At 47.3% G+C, this 15421-nt stretch carries 19 protein-coding genes; 5 read left to right on the forward strand and 14 right to left on the reverse strand.

Annotated elements, in window-relative coordinates:
- Positions 1-8: 8 nt before the first annotated feature.
- The 9 genes from AC5SLM_RS02025 to AC5SLM_RS02065 are packed head-to-tail and all read right to left on the reverse strand — an operon-like array spanning position 9 to position 7863.
- Positions 9-851, reverse strand: coding sequence for a bifunctional riboflavin kinase/FAD synthetase (locus AC5SLM_RS02025; RefSeq protein ID WP_495249254.1), 843 nt, complete (start codon positions 849-851; stop codon positions 9-11).
- Positions 817-1527 carry a 23S rRNA (cytidine-2'-O)-methyltransferase TlyA gene (gene tlyA, locus AC5SLM_RS02030; RefSeq protein WP_495249255.1) on the reverse strand — a complete coding sequence of 237 codons (711 nt, stop codon included), beginning with the start codon at positions 1525-1527 and terminating at the stop codon, positions 817-819. The genes AC5SLM_RS02025 and tlyA overlap by 35 nt, the downstream gene beginning before the upstream one ends.
- Entirely contained in the window at positions 1517-3475 is a 1959-nt protein-coding gene (gene ligA, locus AC5SLM_RS02035) for an NAD-dependent DNA ligase LigA (RefSeq protein ID WP_495249256.1), read from the reverse strand. The genes tlyA and ligA overlap by 11 nt, the downstream gene beginning before the upstream one ends.
- Positions 3472-3873: a hypothetical protein gene (locus tag AC5SLM_RS02040; RefSeq protein WP_495249257.1), complete on the reverse strand. Its 402-nt coding sequence runs from the start codon at positions 3871-3873 to the stop codon at positions 3472-3474. The genes ligA and AC5SLM_RS02040 overlap by 4 nt, the downstream gene beginning before the upstream one ends.
- Positions 3870-5030: a dihydropteroate synthase gene (gene folP / locus AC5SLM_RS02045; RefSeq protein WP_495249258.1), complete on the reverse strand. Its 1161-nt coding sequence runs from the start codon at positions 5028-5030 to the stop codon at positions 3870-3872. The genes AC5SLM_RS02040 and folP overlap by 4 nt, the downstream gene beginning before the upstream one ends.
- Positions 5027-5641 (reverse strand): DNA polymerase III subunit delta', encoded by a 615-nt coding sequence (locus AC5SLM_RS02050; protein WP_495249259.1) that lies wholly within the window; start codon positions 5639-5641, stop codon positions 5027-5029. Before AC5SLM_RS02050 ends, folP begins: the two co-directional genes overlap by 4 nt.
- The gene (locus tag AC5SLM_RS02055; RefSeq protein ID WP_495249260.1) at positions 5634-6185 is read right to left on the reverse strand and encodes a HobA family DNA replication regulator; all 552 of its coding nucleotides are present in this window, start codon (positions 6183-6185) and stop codon (positions 5634-5636) included. The genes AC5SLM_RS02050 and AC5SLM_RS02055 overlap by 8 nt, the downstream gene beginning before the upstream one ends.
- A gap of 3 nt (positions 6186-6188) precedes the next feature.
- Positions 6189-7391 (reverse strand): aspartate kinase, encoded by a 1203-nt coding sequence (locus AC5SLM_RS02060; RefSeq protein WP_495249261.1) that lies wholly within the window; start codon positions 7389-7391, stop codon positions 6189-6191.
- Position 7392: 1 nt separating this feature from the next.
- Positions 7393-7863 (reverse strand): RNA pyrophosphohydrolase, encoded by a 471-nt coding sequence (locus tag AC5SLM_RS02065; RefSeq protein WP_495249262.1) that lies wholly within the window; start codon positions 7861-7863, stop codon positions 7393-7395.
- Between the two features lie 83 nt (positions 7864-7946).
- On the opposite strand from AC5SLM_RS02065, the gene hemW reads away from it, so the two are divergent.
- The 4 genes from hemW (at position 7947) to queA (ending at position 11336) form a co-directional block, all read left to right on the forward strand.
- Entirely contained in the window at positions 7947-8999 is a 1053-nt protein-coding gene (gene hemW, locus AC5SLM_RS02070; RefSeq protein ID WP_495249263.1) for a radical SAM family heme chaperone HemW, read from the forward strand.
- Between the two features lie 108 nt (positions 9000-9107).
- Positions 9108-9536 (forward strand): Sec-independent protein translocase protein TatB, encoded by a 429-nt coding sequence (gene tatB, locus AC5SLM_RS02075; RefSeq protein WP_495249264.1) that lies wholly within the window; start codon positions 9108-9110, stop codon positions 9534-9536.
- Positions 9536-10321 (forward strand): twin-arginine translocase subunit TatC, encoded by a 786-nt coding sequence (gene tatC, locus AC5SLM_RS02080; protein WP_495249265.1) that lies wholly within the window; start codon positions 9536-9538, stop codon positions 10319-10321. Before tatB ends, tatC begins: the two co-directional genes overlap by 1 nt.
- Positions 10299-11336, forward strand: coding sequence for a tRNA preQ1(34) S-adenosylmethionine ribosyltransferase-isomerase QueA (queA, locus tag AC5SLM_RS02085; protein WP_495249266.1), 1038 nt, complete (start codon positions 10299-10301; stop codon positions 11334-11336). Before tatC ends, queA begins: the two co-directional genes overlap by 23 nt.
- A gap of 11 nt (positions 11337-11347) precedes the next feature.
- Here the strand turns inward: queA and AC5SLM_RS02090 are convergent, their stop codons facing one another.
- On the reverse strand, positions 11348-11632 hold the full coding sequence (locus tag AC5SLM_RS02090) for a flagellar basal body rod C-terminal domain-containing protein (RefSeq protein WP_495249267.1): 285 nt from the start codon (positions 11630-11632) through the stop codon (positions 11348-11350).
- A gap of 81 nt (positions 11633-11713) precedes the next feature.
- Here AC5SLM_RS02090 and AC5SLM_RS02095 point away from each other — a divergent pair, with 81 nt between their 5' ends.
- On the forward strand, positions 11714-12055 hold the full coding sequence (locus AC5SLM_RS02095; protein ID WP_495249268.1) for an arsenate reductase family protein: 342 nt from the start codon (positions 11714-11716) through the stop codon (positions 12053-12055).
- On the opposite strand, the gene ruvX is transcribed toward AC5SLM_RS02095, so the two are convergent.
- From ruvX to ilvC, 4 genes are all read right to left on the reverse strand, one after another.
- The gene (gene ruvX, locus AC5SLM_RS02100; protein ID WP_495249269.1) at positions 12052-12459 is read right to left on the reverse strand and encodes a Holliday junction resolvase RuvX; all 408 of its coding nucleotides are present in this window, start codon (positions 12457-12459) and stop codon (positions 12052-12054) included. The two genes, AC5SLM_RS02095 and ruvX, sit on opposite strands and share 4 nt — an antisense overlap.
- Positions 12452-13216, reverse strand: a complete 765-nt coding sequence (dprA, locus tag AC5SLM_RS02105; RefSeq protein ID WP_495249270.1) for a DNA-processing protein DprA — start codon at positions 13214-13216, stop codon at positions 12452-12454. Before dprA ends, ruvX begins: the two co-directional genes overlap by 8 nt.
- Positions 13216-14130 carry a divergent polysaccharide deacetylase family protein gene (locus AC5SLM_RS02110; protein ID WP_495249271.1) on the reverse strand — a complete coding sequence of 305 codons (915 nt, stop codon included), beginning with the start codon at positions 14128-14130 and terminating at the stop codon, positions 13216-13218. The genes dprA and AC5SLM_RS02110 overlap by 1 nt, the downstream gene beginning before the upstream one ends.
- A gap of 221 nt (positions 14131-14351) precedes the next feature.
- On the reverse strand, positions 14352-15374 hold the full coding sequence (gene ilvC, locus AC5SLM_RS02115; protein ID WP_495249272.1) for a ketol-acid reductoisomerase: 1023 nt from the start codon (positions 15372-15374) through the stop codon (positions 14352-14354).
- Positions 15375-15421: the final 47 nt, after the last annotated feature.

Consider the following 15421-nt stretch of genomic DNA (forward strand, 5'->3'; position numbering starts at 1 on the left):
CGCGGACATTACTGCTTTACATGTAAGGCTTCACGTGCCTTGATGATGTCTTCTCCGATTTGTTTTTTTAGCGCCTCAAGTGTTTCAAAAGTTTTATTTTCGCGCAAATATTCCACAAAAAACAATTCCACATAACCTGCGGTTTCCAACGCCTCTGTTTCTAGAATGTGGGTTTCGATGGCAAATTTTCCATCGGTACTGCTACGCACCCCTACAAAGGAAACCGAATCCATCAAACGCCCTTTAACCAACGTGCGTGTCGCATACACCCCTTCTTTGGGTAGCAAATAGTGCCTTACATGTAAGTTCAAAGTAGGATACAGTGCTTTTTTTCCAAGCCCTTGACCGGCAATCACATTACCAATGATGCCATATTCCCGCCCAAGCAAACGGTTTGCCAAAGAAATGTTCCCCTCTTTTAACAAGGTGCGAATGGTCGAAGAATGCACCGAAATACCCTCAAGCGCAAACTCTTTCACAATCTCCACTTCCCCATCAAAGAGCATCGGCAAATCACTGGCGCGGTGGGCACGCTTGGCCCCAAAACAAAAATCATACCCCACCACAATTTTTTCAAGCTTTGGAAACTCTTTTTTTAAAAGGGCAACGAAGGCTTCTCCGCTTAAATCCTTCACTTTCAAAAAATGGTAAAACATGCACGGGTACGCCGCGTATTCGCTGCGTTTTGTCCCTGGGGTCAGATTGGCTTCGTCTTTATCAATCACCAAAAGTGCCCCATGCTCTCCAAGGCGCGCGATGAGTTGCTGATGCCCTAAATGCACCCCATCAAACCCGCCAATAGCAATAGCGGTGATGCTATCTTTTTTTAAATGCATAGAAGAATTCGACATTCCCCTCTTTTCCTTTTACTTTAGACTCTTCCACATAGCACAACTCCCAGCCAAATCCCGCCGCGGCTATCTCAAAACGTCGGCGCGCTTGCAAGGTAGCGACACCGTCTTTTACGACCCCTTTTTTACTGCGTTTGGCTTCTTTTCCCACTTCAAACTGGGGTTTAAACAACACAACAATCATCCCGCACGCTAGCGCATCAATGGAAGGCATCAACGCTTCAACGCCCACGAAAGAGACATCGCATGTGACCACGTCAAAAGGCGTGGGTGCAATAAATTGGGTGATATTGGTTTCTTCGTATACCGTAAGGTTTTCATAGGCACGCAAAGAAGGGTGTAATTGGTCTTTACCCACATCCACCGCGCTTACATGTAAGGCTTTGTTTTCAAGCAAGACTTGCGTAAAACCGCCCGTACTGCTTCCCACGTCCAAACACCGTTTGCCCGCTATCTCAAGGGGAAAATCTTCTAAAAATTTGGCTAGCTTTTCTCCGGCACGGCTGACGTATCGCGCGTGCTCTAGCACCTTCACCTTGTCTTTTTCGCTCACTTCAAAGGCGTGCTTTTGAACACATTCGCCATTGACAAGCACAAACCCTTCGCTAATCATCTCTTGGGCTTTGTTGCGGCTTTGCGTTAAGCCTTTATCGGCCAAATAGGCATCAAGTCGCATGGGATTCGCTTAATAATGTGTGCATCGTTGCTTCTGGCATGGTTTCTACTCCTAGAGTGATGGCTTTGTCTAACTTACTTCCTGCGTCTTCTCCAAAAATCACCACATCGGTTTTTTTAGAAACACTGTTTGTTACTTTTGCCCCATGGGCTTCCAAAAGGGCTTTGATGCCCTCTCTTGCCATACCCATGCTTCCTGTGACCACCACGGTCTTACCCGTAAAAAACGAGGGTATAACTTGGGTTTTTTCAGGGATTTTAGGCGCCACATGGGCCAAGAGTCCCGCTACTTTTTCACGGTTAACGCGGGCGAATTCTAGCACACTTTGGGCCATCTCTTCCCCAAAGCCTTCCAGCGCCAACAATGCCTCGTGGTTCGCTTCCAAAAAATCCGCGCCAAACGCGTATGCTAGCTTTTTAGCCGCCACTTCACCGATGTGCTCCATCCCAAGCCCTGCAATAAAACGCTCCAACGGTGCGCCTTTACTGGCCCCAATAGCCTCTAAAAGATTGGTGATTTTTTTGGCCTTAAACCCTTCCAACCCTTCCAAATCCTCAGGGCGCAACGTGTACAAGTCCGCCACCGTTTTAATCTTGCCCTGCTCAAAAAGTTGCACCACAATCCGTTCGCCCAGACCGTCAATGTTGAGGCATTTTTTGGAAGCAAAATGGATAATCGCCCCCACCACGCGCGCAGAACAGCTGAGGTTTTGGCATTTAATCAAAGCACCCTCATCCAAAAGCTCACTACCGCATTCTGGGCACTGCGTTGGGCGAAGGATGGGGGAAAGTTCCTCACTACGGCGCTCAGTCAGCACTTTGGTGATTTTAGGAATCACATCCCCACTGCGAATCAAAATCACCGCGTCCCCTACCCGCAAATCTTTGCGCTGTATTTCATCGAAGTTGTGTAGGGTCGCCCGCTCCACCTTCACACCCGCTAACAGCACGGGCTCCACATTGGCCACAGGAGTTACTACTCCCGTGCGCCCTACTTGCAAATCCACACTCAACACCCGCGTGGTTTTTTCTAGGGCAGGAAATTTAAACGCCACCATCCAGCGGGGATTTTTGACCGTATAGCCTAGCTCTTCTTGGAGGCTAATCTCATCAATCTTCACCACCATCCCATCCATCATCATGGGCGAATCATAGGCGCAAAGTTCATGGTAAAGGGCCATCACCGCTTGGATGCCTTGGGTGCTCAGCGCCTTAGGAGGGCGCAAAAATCCAAAAGTGTAAATTTTTTCCATCTTTTGGCTAAGTTTTGCTTCTTGCAAGGTGTTTACGCCGATGCCCCACGGGTAAAAAACCAATTTTCGTCCCGCCGTCACTGCCGTATCAAGCTGGCGCAAACTCCCCGCTGCTGCGTTGCGCGGATTGGCAAACAACGCCTCACCCGCCTTGGCACGCGCAGCGTTCATGCCCTCAAAATCTTCCAAAGGAATGACCACTTCCCCTCGAATCTCAATAATGCCTAAGTGGGGGATGCGCAAGGGAATGGAGCGGATGGTTTTCACACTTTGGGTAACATTTTCCCCCTCATTGCCATTGCCTCTAGTGATGGCCTTAACCAAAACCCCATTTTCATAGACCAAGTTCAAACTCGCCCCATCAAATTTTGGCTCACAGTAAAAGGAAAACTGTTCCTTGGTTTTCTTTACCCGCCCAATCCACGTTAAAAACTCTTCCTCGCTAAACACATCCTCCATGCTCCACATAGGGCTTAGGTGCAGGGCTTTTTCAAACCCTTCTAGCACTTCACCACCCACGCGCAACGAGGGAGAATCTGGTGCAATGCGTTCAGGGTTCTCTTGCTCAAACGCAAGCGCGCGATGGTATAAAACGTCATACTCTTCATCACTGGCGATGGGATTGTCTAAGACATAATACGCATGGGCCCACGCATTGAGCGTGGCTATTGTATCAAGGTACACTTCATAGGTCATAGGGTATTCTTTGGATGGAGATTTGTTAAAAATTCGGGCGAACTGGCACGGCGCATGAGTTCGTGTTGTACAAGGGTCATCACATAGCGCCTATCACCGCCCACAATACGGCCTTTTTCTTCGCCGTTACAGGCTTTACAGATAAAAAACGTGGTTTTTTCATTGAGGTTTTTTGTGGTGCGACAGTTTTCATCATCAAAGCTCAGCTCCCCTTTACATGTAGGGCAATAACACCACAACCCCACAACACTTCGCCCGCGCCATGTCCAACGCCACACTACCCCATACAAGCCTTCCTCTTTGTAACGTTTAAAAAGGGGTTGTTTGGCGACAATCCACCACCCCAGACCAACCCCAAGCACCACAAAAGCAGCTACGACGTAAATCCATAACGTCATAGACATCTCCCCTGCACCAAGGTCTCCTCAAGGGCTTCCATGACCCGCACCGCTTGCACGTGCTCAAAGACATCATGGCACCGCACGATGCTCGCACCATTACGCAGGGCTTCAAGGTGCAAAGCAAGGGTGCCGCCAAGGCGCTCTTCCACCCCAGAAGGCGAGAGCGTGTTGATGAGTGACTTACGGCTCGCACCCACAAGCAAAGGGTAACCAAAACGCAAAAAATGCCCTTGGTGTTTTAATAACACCAAGTTATGCTCCACTGTTTTTCCAAATCCAATCCCCACATCCAAGATAATTTTTTCGATTCCAAAACTTTTTGCTTTTTCAATCCGCTGTTTAAAAAAACTGTCCACTTCCCCCATCACATCCTCATAATGCGGATGCTGCTGCATGGTTTTGGGGTCTCCTTGCATGTGCATGATGCACACGATAGCCCCGTACGCCCCTGCAAGTTTTGCTACCCCATCGTTTGCAAGCCCTGTGATGTCATTCACTAGTCCAAAACCATGAGAAAGTGCGTAGTCTAGGCACCTTGGCGTATAGCTGTCAAGGCTAAAAATCGCTTTTTCGTACAATTTATGAGCATACACTGCGTCGATGACAGGCTTGATGCGCGCCATCTCTTCTTCTTCACTCACCCCTTCACTACCAGGACGCGAGGAGACCCCACCGATGTCAATATAGGCAGCGCCTTGGGCTATCATCGTCTCAATGCGCTCTAAAGCAGTGTGTTCTTCACAGCGGCTTCCTTTAAAAAAACTGTCTGCATTGAGATTGACAATCCCCATCACCGAAGGCTTCTCCCTTGTAATGGCACCTAAAGAGTGTAAAAAGAGGCTGAGGTTTTTAAGTCCAAAAGGCTGCGCGCTTGCTTTGCGCGCAAGGGCTTTTACCTGTGCATCCGTTGCCATTAAAAGCGCGTCCACCGTGTGTGTTTCACAACAAATCGTTCCACGAGGTACTGCTAAATCTGCCCCCACAGAAAGGGCGTCTTGTTTTAAAATATTTGCCCCAGGTGTGCGCAAGTCTCGGAGATAAATCAGGTTCATCGCCCCTTTTTTCTCCAAAATCTTCACCCCCTCAGGGGTAATATCCATGGTTTTTAGCAAAGCGTGCACATCCGTAGAAGGCGAAAGAGCGCAACAGGTCATGAACGCACCCTTTGGTAAATGGTGAGCAGTTGCGTCATGAGCAAATTGTGTGCTCTGGAATTTAGCTCCGCGAGTTGCACCAAAACCCCAAAAAGTTCCAAATCTTGATGGGTAAAACGCACCCCTTGCTGGGTTGCTTCTACCGCAATGGTTTGCAAGAGGGTTTTTAACTCTTGGCGTTCTAAAAATTTTCGCGCCTGCACAAAGGCATAAATCTCTTTCAGCCCAAGGGAACGAAACTGCAATGCCGTTGCATGAGAGGTTTTTTCTTGGGCAAAAGAGCGGATAGGAAGCCTGGAGCGAATCGTAGGCAAAAGGGAGGTTTTTGAAAGCACCCCGACCACAAACACGGTATTGCGCGGGGGCTCTTCAAGGATTTTAAGTAAGGTGTTTTGAGCATACATATTGTAGCTTTTTGCCCCAAGGGCAATGACTTTCACCGTCGCTTCTGCTACGTAGGCTTCTTTAATCACCGCTTTGGCATCTTCGACCAAAAAGTCGTCTTTAACAAAGAGCTTCAACACACCCTTGCCATGAGTTTGAAGAAGGGAGGCTTGGAAGGCTTCAAGGTCTTGGACAATGGCAATGTAACTAGAGAGTTCTTTATTCATCTTCGACACTCACCTCAGCAAAGAGGAGTGCGTCAATGGTCTTTTCCATGAGTTTGTACAGCTGGATAAGCTTGACATCCAAGAGTTCATCTGAGGAACTAAGGTAGAAGCTATTTTGCATCTGCTCGTCCAAAAGCCACATGAAACTATCATCCCTTTGCTTTGCAATTTGTGATTTAAAATCGTTACTCTTGCCAATATAAAACAGCGTGTAGCCATTGGGAAAAGAGAGGGAAAGCATGTCTTCGAGTAACACAATCTCCTCCCGTGAACGCAATTGATCCAAATTGGGAAAAAAGGTTTTTAAAGAAACAAAGGGCAAAAGTGGACGGCTATTTGTGTTGCGATTAATGGACGAAATCATATAGTGCGCAAACCACTCTCGATCTTCGTCCGTTACCACAATAAAGGTGTGTCCATTCATAAGGTTTTGAAGTCTTGAAGCAGCTAGGGGTACCCACTCCAACCGCTTTTCCTCCATCCAACTCATCCAAGAGCCTTCCTTGCGAATGGTTTCAAGCGTCCACTTTAAAAATGCCTGCATGGGTTATTGGTCCAGCCCGTACGCTTTGTGCAGTGCTCTAACGGCCAATTCGCCGTATTTTCGGTGCACTACCATGGAAATTTTAATTTCGCTTGTGCTAATCATCTCGATATTAATCCCCTCGTCTGCCATGGTGCGAAACGCACGGCTTGCGACACCACTGTGTGATTTCATGCCCACGCCCACAACGGAGACTTTGACGATTTCACTGTCGTATTCCACCACATTAGCAGGTTGAAGCTCGTCGATTGCCTTACGGGCAATCTCTAGCTCATTCTCAGGAACGGTAAACCCAAGATTGGTCGTACCATCGTGTCCTACATTTTGAATAATCATGTCCACATTGATGTTGCAATTAGCCAACGTGGTAAAAATCTCAGCCGCAATACCCGGTTTGTCTGTCACACCCCGAAGGGTAATACGCGCTTGGTTGCGATCAAGAGCAACGCCGCTTACAAGTGGTTGTTCCATAATATTTTCTTCCTTTGTGATTAAGGTTCCAGGGTTATCATTAAAACTGCTACGCGTGACAAGGTTTACATTGAGCTTTTTGGCTAGTTCAACCGAACGGTTTTGAAGCACTTTTGCCCCCAGGGAAGCAAGTTCAAGCATCTCTTCGTAACTGATTTTATCAAGCTTCTTTGCCTTAGGTTCAATGCGCGGGTCTGTTGTGTACACCCCATCTACATCGGTGTAAATCTCACAAACATCCGCTTCCAACGCCCCTGCGATAGCCACGGCAGAAAGGTCACTTCCTCCCCGACCTAGCGTAGAAACGTCTCCTAGCGTATTCACCCCTTGAAAGCCTGCTACAACGATGATAGTGCCCTTACTAAGCTCTTGTTTCATGCGCGTTGTGTCAATATGGTCAATGCGTGCTTTGGTGTGCACATCATCCGTAACAATACCCGCTTGTCGGCCTGAAAAAGCAACCGCAGGGTACCCTTTTTCACTCAGTGCAATGGCAAGCAAGGCACTTGTTACGCGCTCTCCTGCACTTAAAAGCAAATCCATTTCCCGTTGTTTTGGGGTTTTGCTAAAATGCTCTGCGTATTCGATTAGTTTGTTGGTTTCGCCACTCATCGCTGAAACCACCACCACCACATCATGCCCCTCGGCCCTTGTTTTTGCAACGCGCCCAGCAACTGCCTCGATGCGTTCCAGCGTGCCCACACTGGTTCCTCCGTACTTTTGTACAATCAACATCCTACAAATATCCTTCTTGTTTAAAATAGTGTAATACTTTTTTATAGACAGGCTTTTTAAAATGGGTAATCACCTCAAGAACGCGGCTTGCATGCACAAAGGTGTGGTTAATAAACTCAGGGTGGTCTGACCCTAGGTTTATTTTTGCTTTGGGCTTAAGTCGCACTAAAAAATAGGTTTGTATTTGCCCATCGTACGGATACATTTTTTTGGCAATCTTATCAGGAAACTCATAAGAAAGCCATTCGGGATACCGTGCGATAATCTCAACATCTCTTGTTCCAATTTCCTCTTCGAGTTCTCGTAAAAGGGCTTGCTTTGGGGTTTCTCCTTTGTCGATGCCCCCTTGCGGAAACTGCCACGCCCCGTCAATATCACCCCGAAGGGCGATTAAGATATCGCATTTGTGTGGATAGTGCGGAGAAAGCACAATCGCGGCGACATTCGGGCGAAATCGTTTTTTCTCTGCCATTGGGTTACCTTAGCGCTTTGTGTGTCCATTTTTTGTGGTAAAATAGTAGCCAAACTGTCATTAAAAACTACTTTTGGACTTTCATGCTTTTGTATTTACATGTACCTTTTTGCCAAACCAAATGCCACTACTGCTCTTTTCATTCTTACACCCAACACAGGGGGCTTAAAGAGGCCTATATCCAAGCGGTAATTACCCAATTTCACGAAGAAGTACGCCACTTTGGGCTTACGCCTCGCTCCCTCACTTCTTTTTTTATTGGCGGAGGCACCCCCTCAACCCTCACCCCTGCCCAATTTGCACCGCTGTTTGAAGCAGTCTCTCCCTACTTGCACCCTGATGCGGAAGTCTCTACAGAAGCCAACCCCAACACCGCCAAACCTGCGTGGCTTGAAGGCATGATGGCGCTAGGCGTTAACCGCATCAGTTTTGGCGTGCAAAGTTTTCACCAAGACAAACTTGCGTTTTTAGGCAGAAACCACACCGGCGAGGAGGCACGCCATGCCATAGAGAAGGCGGCAAGCCTCGGCTTTCGCTCGGTCTCTATTGATCTCATGTATGGCACAGCCATGGACACCAAAGGCTCGTTGAAAAAAGAGCTTGACCAGGCCTTTGCCCTTCCCATCTCCCATCTTAGCGCTTATGCCCTCACCCTTGAAAAAGGGACCCCATTTTTTAACCGCACAGAAACCCTTAACCCCTCGGCTTCTTTAGCACGATGGTTTGCCAAAGAAATCATACACCGTGGGTTTGAGCAGTATGAAATCTCCAATTTTGGCACCATTTACTGCCAACACAACCTTGGTTATTGGGAGCACAAACCCTATATTGGGCTTGGATGCGGGGCGGTGGGGTACGATGGTACGGCGCGCCTTTACCCCACGCACGATATACATGCTTACCTTAGCGCACCCACAGCACACCGCCGTGAAGTGGTCTCATCCCAAGAGATTGTCACCGAAAAGATCTTCCTAGGATTGCGTAGCCGCATCGGCGTCGCCATGGACATTCTCACACCCACCCAACAAGCACAGGTTTTTCTTCTCGAAAAAGAAGGAAAAGTGCGTCTTTGGCAAAACCGTATTTACAATCATGATTTTTTCCTCTCTGATGAATTGGCCCTTTTTATTCTCTAAAACACCTTTTTGCCCTTCTTTCCCATTGTGGTAAGAAGGGAATCTTTTAGGCGAAATTGAGCTTTAAGTGGGTAGAATCCTCTGCGTTAGATTGCCCAAGGAAAACCCATGTTTGGAATGAGCTTTACCGAAATCCTCATTGTTGCTGTCATTGCTGTGCTCTTTTTAGGTCCTGACAAACTCCCCACGGCCCTTGTGCAAGTGGCGAAGTTTTTCAAAAGTTTCAAAAGTAGCATCAACGAAGCCAAATCCACCTTTGAACAAGAAGTGAAGCTTCAAGAGTTGCGTGAAGACAGCTTGAAGTATAAAAAACAGCTTGAAAAAGGGGCGGCAGAAGTGCGTAAAAAGCTCACCTTTGAAGAGCTTGAAGAACTCAAAGAAACCAAGGCCAACGTGAACAAAACCCTCAACGACATCAAACAAGACCTTGACCTTACTAGCACCCTTGATCCTTCCAAAAAAGAGACCCCCTCTACTCCTGTTGTAGAGGCACCCAAAGAAACGCCAACCCCCTCAACGAAAGAGAGTAATGCCTAATGCTTGACGAACTCAAACCCCATTTGGTCGAACTTCGCAAACGCTTAGGGATTTCCGTAGCGGTTGTTTTTGTGATGTTTTTTGTCTGCTTTACCTTTTGGGAGCCTTTACTCAACTGGATGATTGCCCCCCTTGAAGCGGTTCTCCCTCCGGGAAGTTCTGTCATTTTTACCAAAGTGCAAGAGCCTTTTTTTACCGCCATTAAAGTCGCTTTTTTTGCAGGCTTTATCCTTTCTTTGCCCATTATTTTTTGGCAGTTTTGGCTTTTTGTAGCTCCTGGACTTTACGAACATGAAAAACACCTCGTGGTTCCTTTTGTCTTTTTTGCAACCTTGATGTTTTTAATGGGCGCCACCTTTTGTTACTACGCGGTTATTCCTATTGGATTTGATTTTCTCATTAATTTTGGTAATGCTCTTTTCACAGCCCTTCCAAGCATCGGCGAGTATGTTGGGTTTTTTACCAAGCTCTTGATTGCATTTGGTATTGCTTTTGAAATGCCTGTTATCACCTTTTTCCTCGCCAAACTAGGCCTCGTGGATGACAAAACCCTGAAGGGCTTTTTTCGTTACGCTGTAATCTTTATCTTTATCTTTTCCGCACTCCTCACCCCACCTGATGTTATCACACAATTTCTCATGGCGGGACCTATGATTATCCTTTATGGTATCTCTATTTTGATTGCCAAGTCGGTCAATCCAGCTTCCGAAGAAGAGGAAGAAAGTGACAAAGAAGACGAAGACGAAGGAGAAGAGGACAAGAGTGGCGAAGACGAAATCGGATAACCCCCTTCTTCAAAGCAGTTACGATTACGCACTCCCTGATGCGCTTATCGCAACTGCTCCTGTCTCTCCGAGGGATCATGCAAGGCTTTTGGTTTACAATCGGGCAACACAAACCCTAACCCACACGCGCTTTGATGCATTGTTTGATTTTATTCCTCCCCAATGTGCCATCTTGCTTAACGATACCAAGGTTATCAAAGCACGTCTTTTTGGCACCAAACAAAGTGGTGGAAAAATCGAATTGCTGCTCAACTCTCCCTTGCAAGATGGGGCCTACAAAGTGTACATTCGAGGAAAAGTAGCGCAAGGGACGGTTTTACACTTTCAAGAAGGGCTCAACGCACACGTTGAAGCATTGCACGAAGATGGCATGCGCGTTGTACGCTTTACATGTAAAGGTCTTCCTGTCTCATTGCCCACCCTGTATGACATCCTTGAACGTATCGGGCACATTCCTTTACCGCCTTATATTAAGCGCGAAGATAACCAAGAAGATACGCACGATTACCAAAGTGTGTTTGCCTCTGTCCAAGGCGCTGTAGCCGCGCCCACGGCTTCCTTGCATTTCACCCAAGAGATGTTAAAGACACTGCAAAAACGCCATAAAAACGCCACGTTGACCTTACATGTAGGCGCGGGAACCTTTAAGCCTGTAGAGGTCTTGGATATTCGTGAGCATGTGATGCACGAAGAACAATTTCACATCCCAAAAGAAGCGCAAACCCTCATCGACAGCCCCACGCCACTGCTTGCAGTTGGCACCACCGTAACGCGCACCATCGAACACTACGTGCGCACCAAAGCGCTTCATGGGGCATGCGATTTGTTTTTACACCCCCACAATCCTCCCCTGCGTGTCACTCATCTTTTGACCAATTTTCATTTGCCAAAATCTACGCTTTTGATGCTTGTTGCGGGGTTTGTTGGATTGGAAAAAACGTTAGAACTTTACGAAGAGGCCGTCAAAGAGCGGTATCGGTTTTTTTCTTACGGGGATGCGATGCTCATCCTCTAAGCATCGCACGGTTAACTGCGAATATCTAGCACGGTTCCTAGCATATCGTCTTTAGTCTGGATGGAGCGCACCTGCGCGTCAAATCCCTTGTCAATCACAATTTGGTCTGTTAATTCTCTTGCTAAAGAGGTTGGGTTAGGCGTCTGAGTAACCGAGGCAGTTACATTTCCTTGCACGTCATTATTGAGCGAAGTTTTGAGCGCCCCATGGCCTTCGGTGTTAACGTTGGCAACATTGTTGGCATTGGCCGCGAGGTAGGTTGTGTGTGCGGTCATAGAAGTTTGGTTCACTTGCATGGGAGCTCCTTTGGTATGGTATACTACTCCTTGGTCATTTAAACCAAGCTAAAAAATAACATTCAAAAAAGGAAGCGCCCCATGATTGTTTATGGGATTAAGACCTGTGGAAGTGTCAAAAAAGCGTTGGCGTTTTTTAAAAATCACGCCCTTGATATTGAGTTTATTGACTTGCGCCAAGAGCCTATTGGTGGGGAAAAACTTGATGGGTGGCTCAGCTACACCACCATAGACACCCTCTTAAACACCAAAGGAACAAAATACCGCACCCTTGAACTCAAAGAGTTGCACTTGGATGATGAAGCAAAGCGTGAATGGCTACTAAGAGAGCCCTTGCTTATCAAACGCCCAGTGATTGAATACGACCACGGTATTTTTGTAGGTTACGATGAAAAAACCTACACCAAACTGTTTTTAGCCTAACCTTTCTTGTGCTGTTCTAAGTAGCGCTCAAGGATAATCAACGCGGCGAGGGAGTCTATTTTTCCATCCCGTTCTTGTTTTGTTACACCCCGCATACGCTCTTTTGCCTCCACAGAACTTCCTTGTTCGTCCACATACACTACCTCGCCCTCAAAACCAATCAGCCCTACAAAATGGTGGATTCTGCGCGCCATCTCCTCGCTACTTTGCCCCTCTTTTGGAAGTCCCACCACAAGGCGCCCAACCTTCCACTCGTGCGCAAGCTTTAAAACATCCCTTGAGGCTTGTTCTCTATTTTTACGAAGAACGCACGGCTGAGGAAAGACCAACGACCCATCAAAACTTAGAGCCACCCCAATCCGCTTTAGCCCCACATCAATCGCCATGGTACACACTTTAACCATGTACCACCACCATGGGTCCCTCAATGCTTAGCCGTCCTTCTAACTCATAGGCATACACCGCATTGCCAAATTTTTCAAGGCACTTATCTAGCCGTGGCTCTTTGGCACAAAAGGCTAGCAGTGCATCGCGAGCCTCTTCTTTTTGTCCAAACAACCGCGCAAAAGCGTCTAAGTCATCGATTAGCTCCGCCCTCTTCTCTTTTAAAAGCCAATTCGTCCCCTCGCTCTCCCCAAGGCGTTGCGGCAAAACATACAAAGGCTTTCCCAGTTCTTGTGCAATTCTAGCACTGTGCATCGAGCCACTTTGTGCTTCTGCTTGGGCGATAACAACGGCACAAGAGAGCCCTACTACAATGCGGTTTCGCTCCACGAAACTGTGCTTCATCGCCCGTGTTCCCTTGGGATATTCGCTGAGCAATAAGGCCTTTTCTTGCACACTGCGAAGCAAAGGCTCATTGACTTTGGGGTAAAAAATATCAAGCCCATTTGCCAATACTGCAATAGTGTTAGGAAAAGCCCCCTGATGGGCTAATGCATCCACACCCATAGCCCCGCCGCTCACCACCACCACGCCATGGGCACTGAGGGTTTGGCAAAGGCGCAATGTGATTTGACGCGTATACGCGCTTGGACGACGGCTTCCCACCACAGCCACCAAGGGCAAGTCTAGCAATCGCACATCACCCGCATAAAAAAGTTGCTCTACAGGCTTAGAAAGCGGGGTCAAAGAAGCGGGAATTTCCTCAAGTGATTGCATCAAAGCTCTCCCACATACACCACATCCACCTCTGCTAAAATCTCTTGCGCAGTCGCTAGCACGCTGAGCGTATTGGCATGAGGATGGCCGATGGCAATGGCTTGGCCGTTGCGTTTTGCAAGACGAACGGCTTCTTTAAGCTGGGTTTGAATGGCTTCTTTTTCGTAAGAATTGTCTAAAAATACATCCCGCGAATGGATAAGCATCCCATATTTTTTAGCCAATTCTGGTGCTTTTGCATGGGGAGTGGTACGGCTATCAAGAAAGATGAGTTTTTCTTTTTTAAGCACGCGGATAAGTTTTTCCATGGAACCAAGGTGGGCCGTAAACCGGCTGCCTGTGTGGTTGTTGTAATACACGGCTTTGGGAAAAAGGGTTTTAAGCTCGCGAATCCATGCGTGAATGGCCTCTTCCGTGTCGCCTACCTTAAGGGTTTTTTCCTCAGGGGTATTGTGACTTAAAGCCTCCAGGGGCAAGTGCACCATATAGACAGAAAACTCTTTAGCAAGGGTGTGGGAATCAGGATGCCTCGCAGTAGGAGGAAGGATAGAAGGGGTGATTTTAAAAGGAATTTCTTTGATTTTGCGCACATGATGGGCAAAAGAAACATCATCAATAATAATCACTAACTTTGGCCTGCCCGAAAATGTCGCGGGAGGTTTTTTTTCAAACACAATGGACTTGGAACTTTTTTGCAAACTTTTTTCATAATCCACAACCTCAGAGGGGCGCTGTTGTGTTTCTTCGTAAACCGTAGGTTCAATGGGTTCGCTTTTGGAGGACTTTTCAGGCTCAGGAGGAAGTACCGCTTTAGAGCGTTCTGGCACATCCAAGACAGGGAGGGTTTTCTCACTCAGACGTCGGCGCTCATTTTCGAGCATGGCTTTCATCTTTTCCATTAGTTCATCACTCACTACTACTTCTTGCTTCTTGGGCGCTACTGCAGTTTGAAAAAGGTGGTACATGTAAGCCCCGCCGGCTGCAATTGCACCAACAAGGAGTACTGATAGTAAAAAAATAGCATATTTTTTAAACGAAGAGTGTTTACGTTTTGGGATAGGTTTCTTTCGGGTTCGCTTGGTCATTAAAAAAGCTGCCTTGGGGAAAAGCGGGCGCAATGCCCGCTTTAGGAAGTTTAGTTTTTGTCTTTGTCGATGATTTTATTGGCAGAAATCCAAGGCATCATGCCACGAAGTTGTTCGCCTGTTTGTTCAATAAGTGAACGGCGCATATTGGCACGTTCTGCGTTCATGCGTGCGTAGCCTGCTTTGCGCTCAAGAACGAAATCTTTGGCAAATTGGCCGTTTTGAATCTCTTTGAGGATTTGTTTCATAGCCTTTTTAGATTCGTCATTAATAACGCGAGGACCGCTCACATAATCCCCATACTCAGCGGTATTGGAGATAGAATAACGCATATCAGCAATGCCACCTTGGTACATCAAATCTACGATAAGTTTAAGCTCATGCAAACACTCAAAGTAGGCCATTTCTGGCTCATAGCCTGCTTCCACTAGGGTTTCAAAACCTGCTTGCACAAGAGCGGTTGCACCGCCACAAAGCACGGCTTGTTCGCCAAAAAGGTCTGTTTCCGTTTCGTCTTTAAAGGTTGTTTCGATGATACCTGTGCGTCCGCCGCCAATAGCGCTTGCGTAGCTCAATGCCAAATCTTTGGCATTGCCCGAAGCATCTTGGTGTACGGCGATAAGATCAGGAATCCCGCCGCCATTGACAAATTCGTTGCGTACCGTGTGACCAGGTGCCTTAGGGGCTACCATGATGACATCCACGCCTTTTGGGGCCTGGATTTGGCCATAGTGGATGTTAAACCCATGTCCAAATGCGATGGCATTGCCTTCTTTGAGGTTGGGGCGAATTTCTGCTTCAAACACGTCTGCTTGCGTCTCATCAGGCAACAAAATCATAATCACATCTGCCTCTTTAGACGCATCGGCTACGCTTTTTACCACAAAACCTTTGGCTGCTGCTTTTTTCCATGAGCTACCGCCCTCACGCAAGCCTACAATGACTTCAACACCGCTGTCGCGAAGGTTTTCTGCGTGTGCATGTCCTTGACTTCCAAACCCAATCATCGCAACTTTTTTGCTCTTGATGATACTTAAGTCGCAATCTTTGTCGTAGTACACTGTTACTGCCATGAACCTCATCCTTGTAAGTAAAATAATGGGGCAAGTGTACACAAAAA

This window comes from Sulfurospirillum sp. HTRB-L1, from assembly GCF_059415125.1.

What these genes read in the sequence shown, in the direction of transcription:
- AC5SLM_RS02040 (WP_495249257.1), bottom strand. Translation starts at nt 3,873, where the DNA reads ATGACGTTATGGATTTACGTCGTAGCTGCTTTTGTGGTGCTTGGGGTT.
- AC5SLM_RS02025 (WP_495249254.1), bottom strand. Translation starts at nt 851, where the DNA reads ATGTCGAATTCTTCTATGCATTTAAAAAAAGATAGCATCACCGCTATT.
- AC5SLM_RS02055 (WP_495249260.1), bottom strand. Translation starts at nt 6,185, where the DNA reads ATGCAGGCATTTTTAAAGTGGACGCTTGAAACCATTCGCAAGGAAGGC.
- ilvC (WP_495249272.1), bottom strand. Translation starts at nt 15,374, where the DNA reads ATGGCAGTAACAGTGTACTACGACAAAGATTGCGACTTAAGTATCATC.
- AC5SLM_RS02065 (WP_495249262.1), bottom strand. Translation starts at nt 7,863, where the DNA reads ATGGCAGAGAAAAAACGATTTCGCCCGAATGTCGCCGCGATTGTGCTT.
- tatC (WP_495249265.1), top strand. Translation starts at nt 9,536, where the DNA reads ATGCTTGACGAACTCAAACCCCATTTGGTCGAACTTCGCAAACGCTTA.
- tatB (WP_495249264.1), top strand. Translation starts at nt 9,108, where the DNA reads ATGTTTGGAATGAGCTTTACCGAAATCCTCATTGTTGCTGTCATTGCT.
- tlyA (WP_495249255.1), bottom strand. Translation starts at nt 1,527, where the DNA reads ATGCGACTTGATGCCTATTTGGCCGATAAAGGCTTAACGCAAAGCCGC.
- folP (WP_495249258.1), bottom strand. Translation starts at nt 5,030, where the DNA reads ATGACCTGTTGCGCTCTTTCGCCTTCTACGGATGTGCACGCTTTGCTA.
- ruvX (WP_495249269.1), bottom strand. Translation starts at nt 12,459, where the DNA reads ATGGTTAAAGTGTGTACCATGGCGATTGATGTGGGGCTAAAGCGGATT.
- AC5SLM_RS02060 (WP_495249261.1), bottom strand. Translation starts at nt 7,391, where the DNA reads ATGTTGATTGTACAAAAGTACGGAGGAACCAGTGTGGGCACGCTGGAA.
- AC5SLM_RS02095 (WP_495249268.1), top strand. Translation starts at nt 11,714, where the DNA reads ATGATTGTTTATGGGATTAAGACCTGTGGAAGTGTCAAAAAAGCGTTG.
- ligA (WP_495249256.1), bottom strand. Translation starts at nt 3,475, where the DNA reads ATGACCTATGAAGTGTACCTTGATACAATAGCCACGCTCAATGCGTGG.
- dprA (WP_495249270.1), bottom strand. Translation starts at nt 13,216, where the DNA reads ATGCAATCACTTGAGGAAATTCCCGCTTCTTTGACCCCGCTTTCTAAG.
- hemW (WP_495249263.1), top strand. Translation starts at nt 7,947, where the DNA reads ATGCTTTTGTATTTACATGTACCTTTTTGCCAAACCAAATGCCACTAC.
- AC5SLM_RS02090 (WP_495249267.1), bottom strand. Translation starts at nt 11,632, where the DNA reads ATGCAAGTGAACCAAACTTCTATGACCGCACACACAACCTACCTCGCG.
- AC5SLM_RS02050 (WP_495249259.1), bottom strand. Translation starts at nt 5,641, where the DNA reads ATGAATAAAGAACTCTCTAGTTACATTGCCATTGTCCAAGACCTTGAA.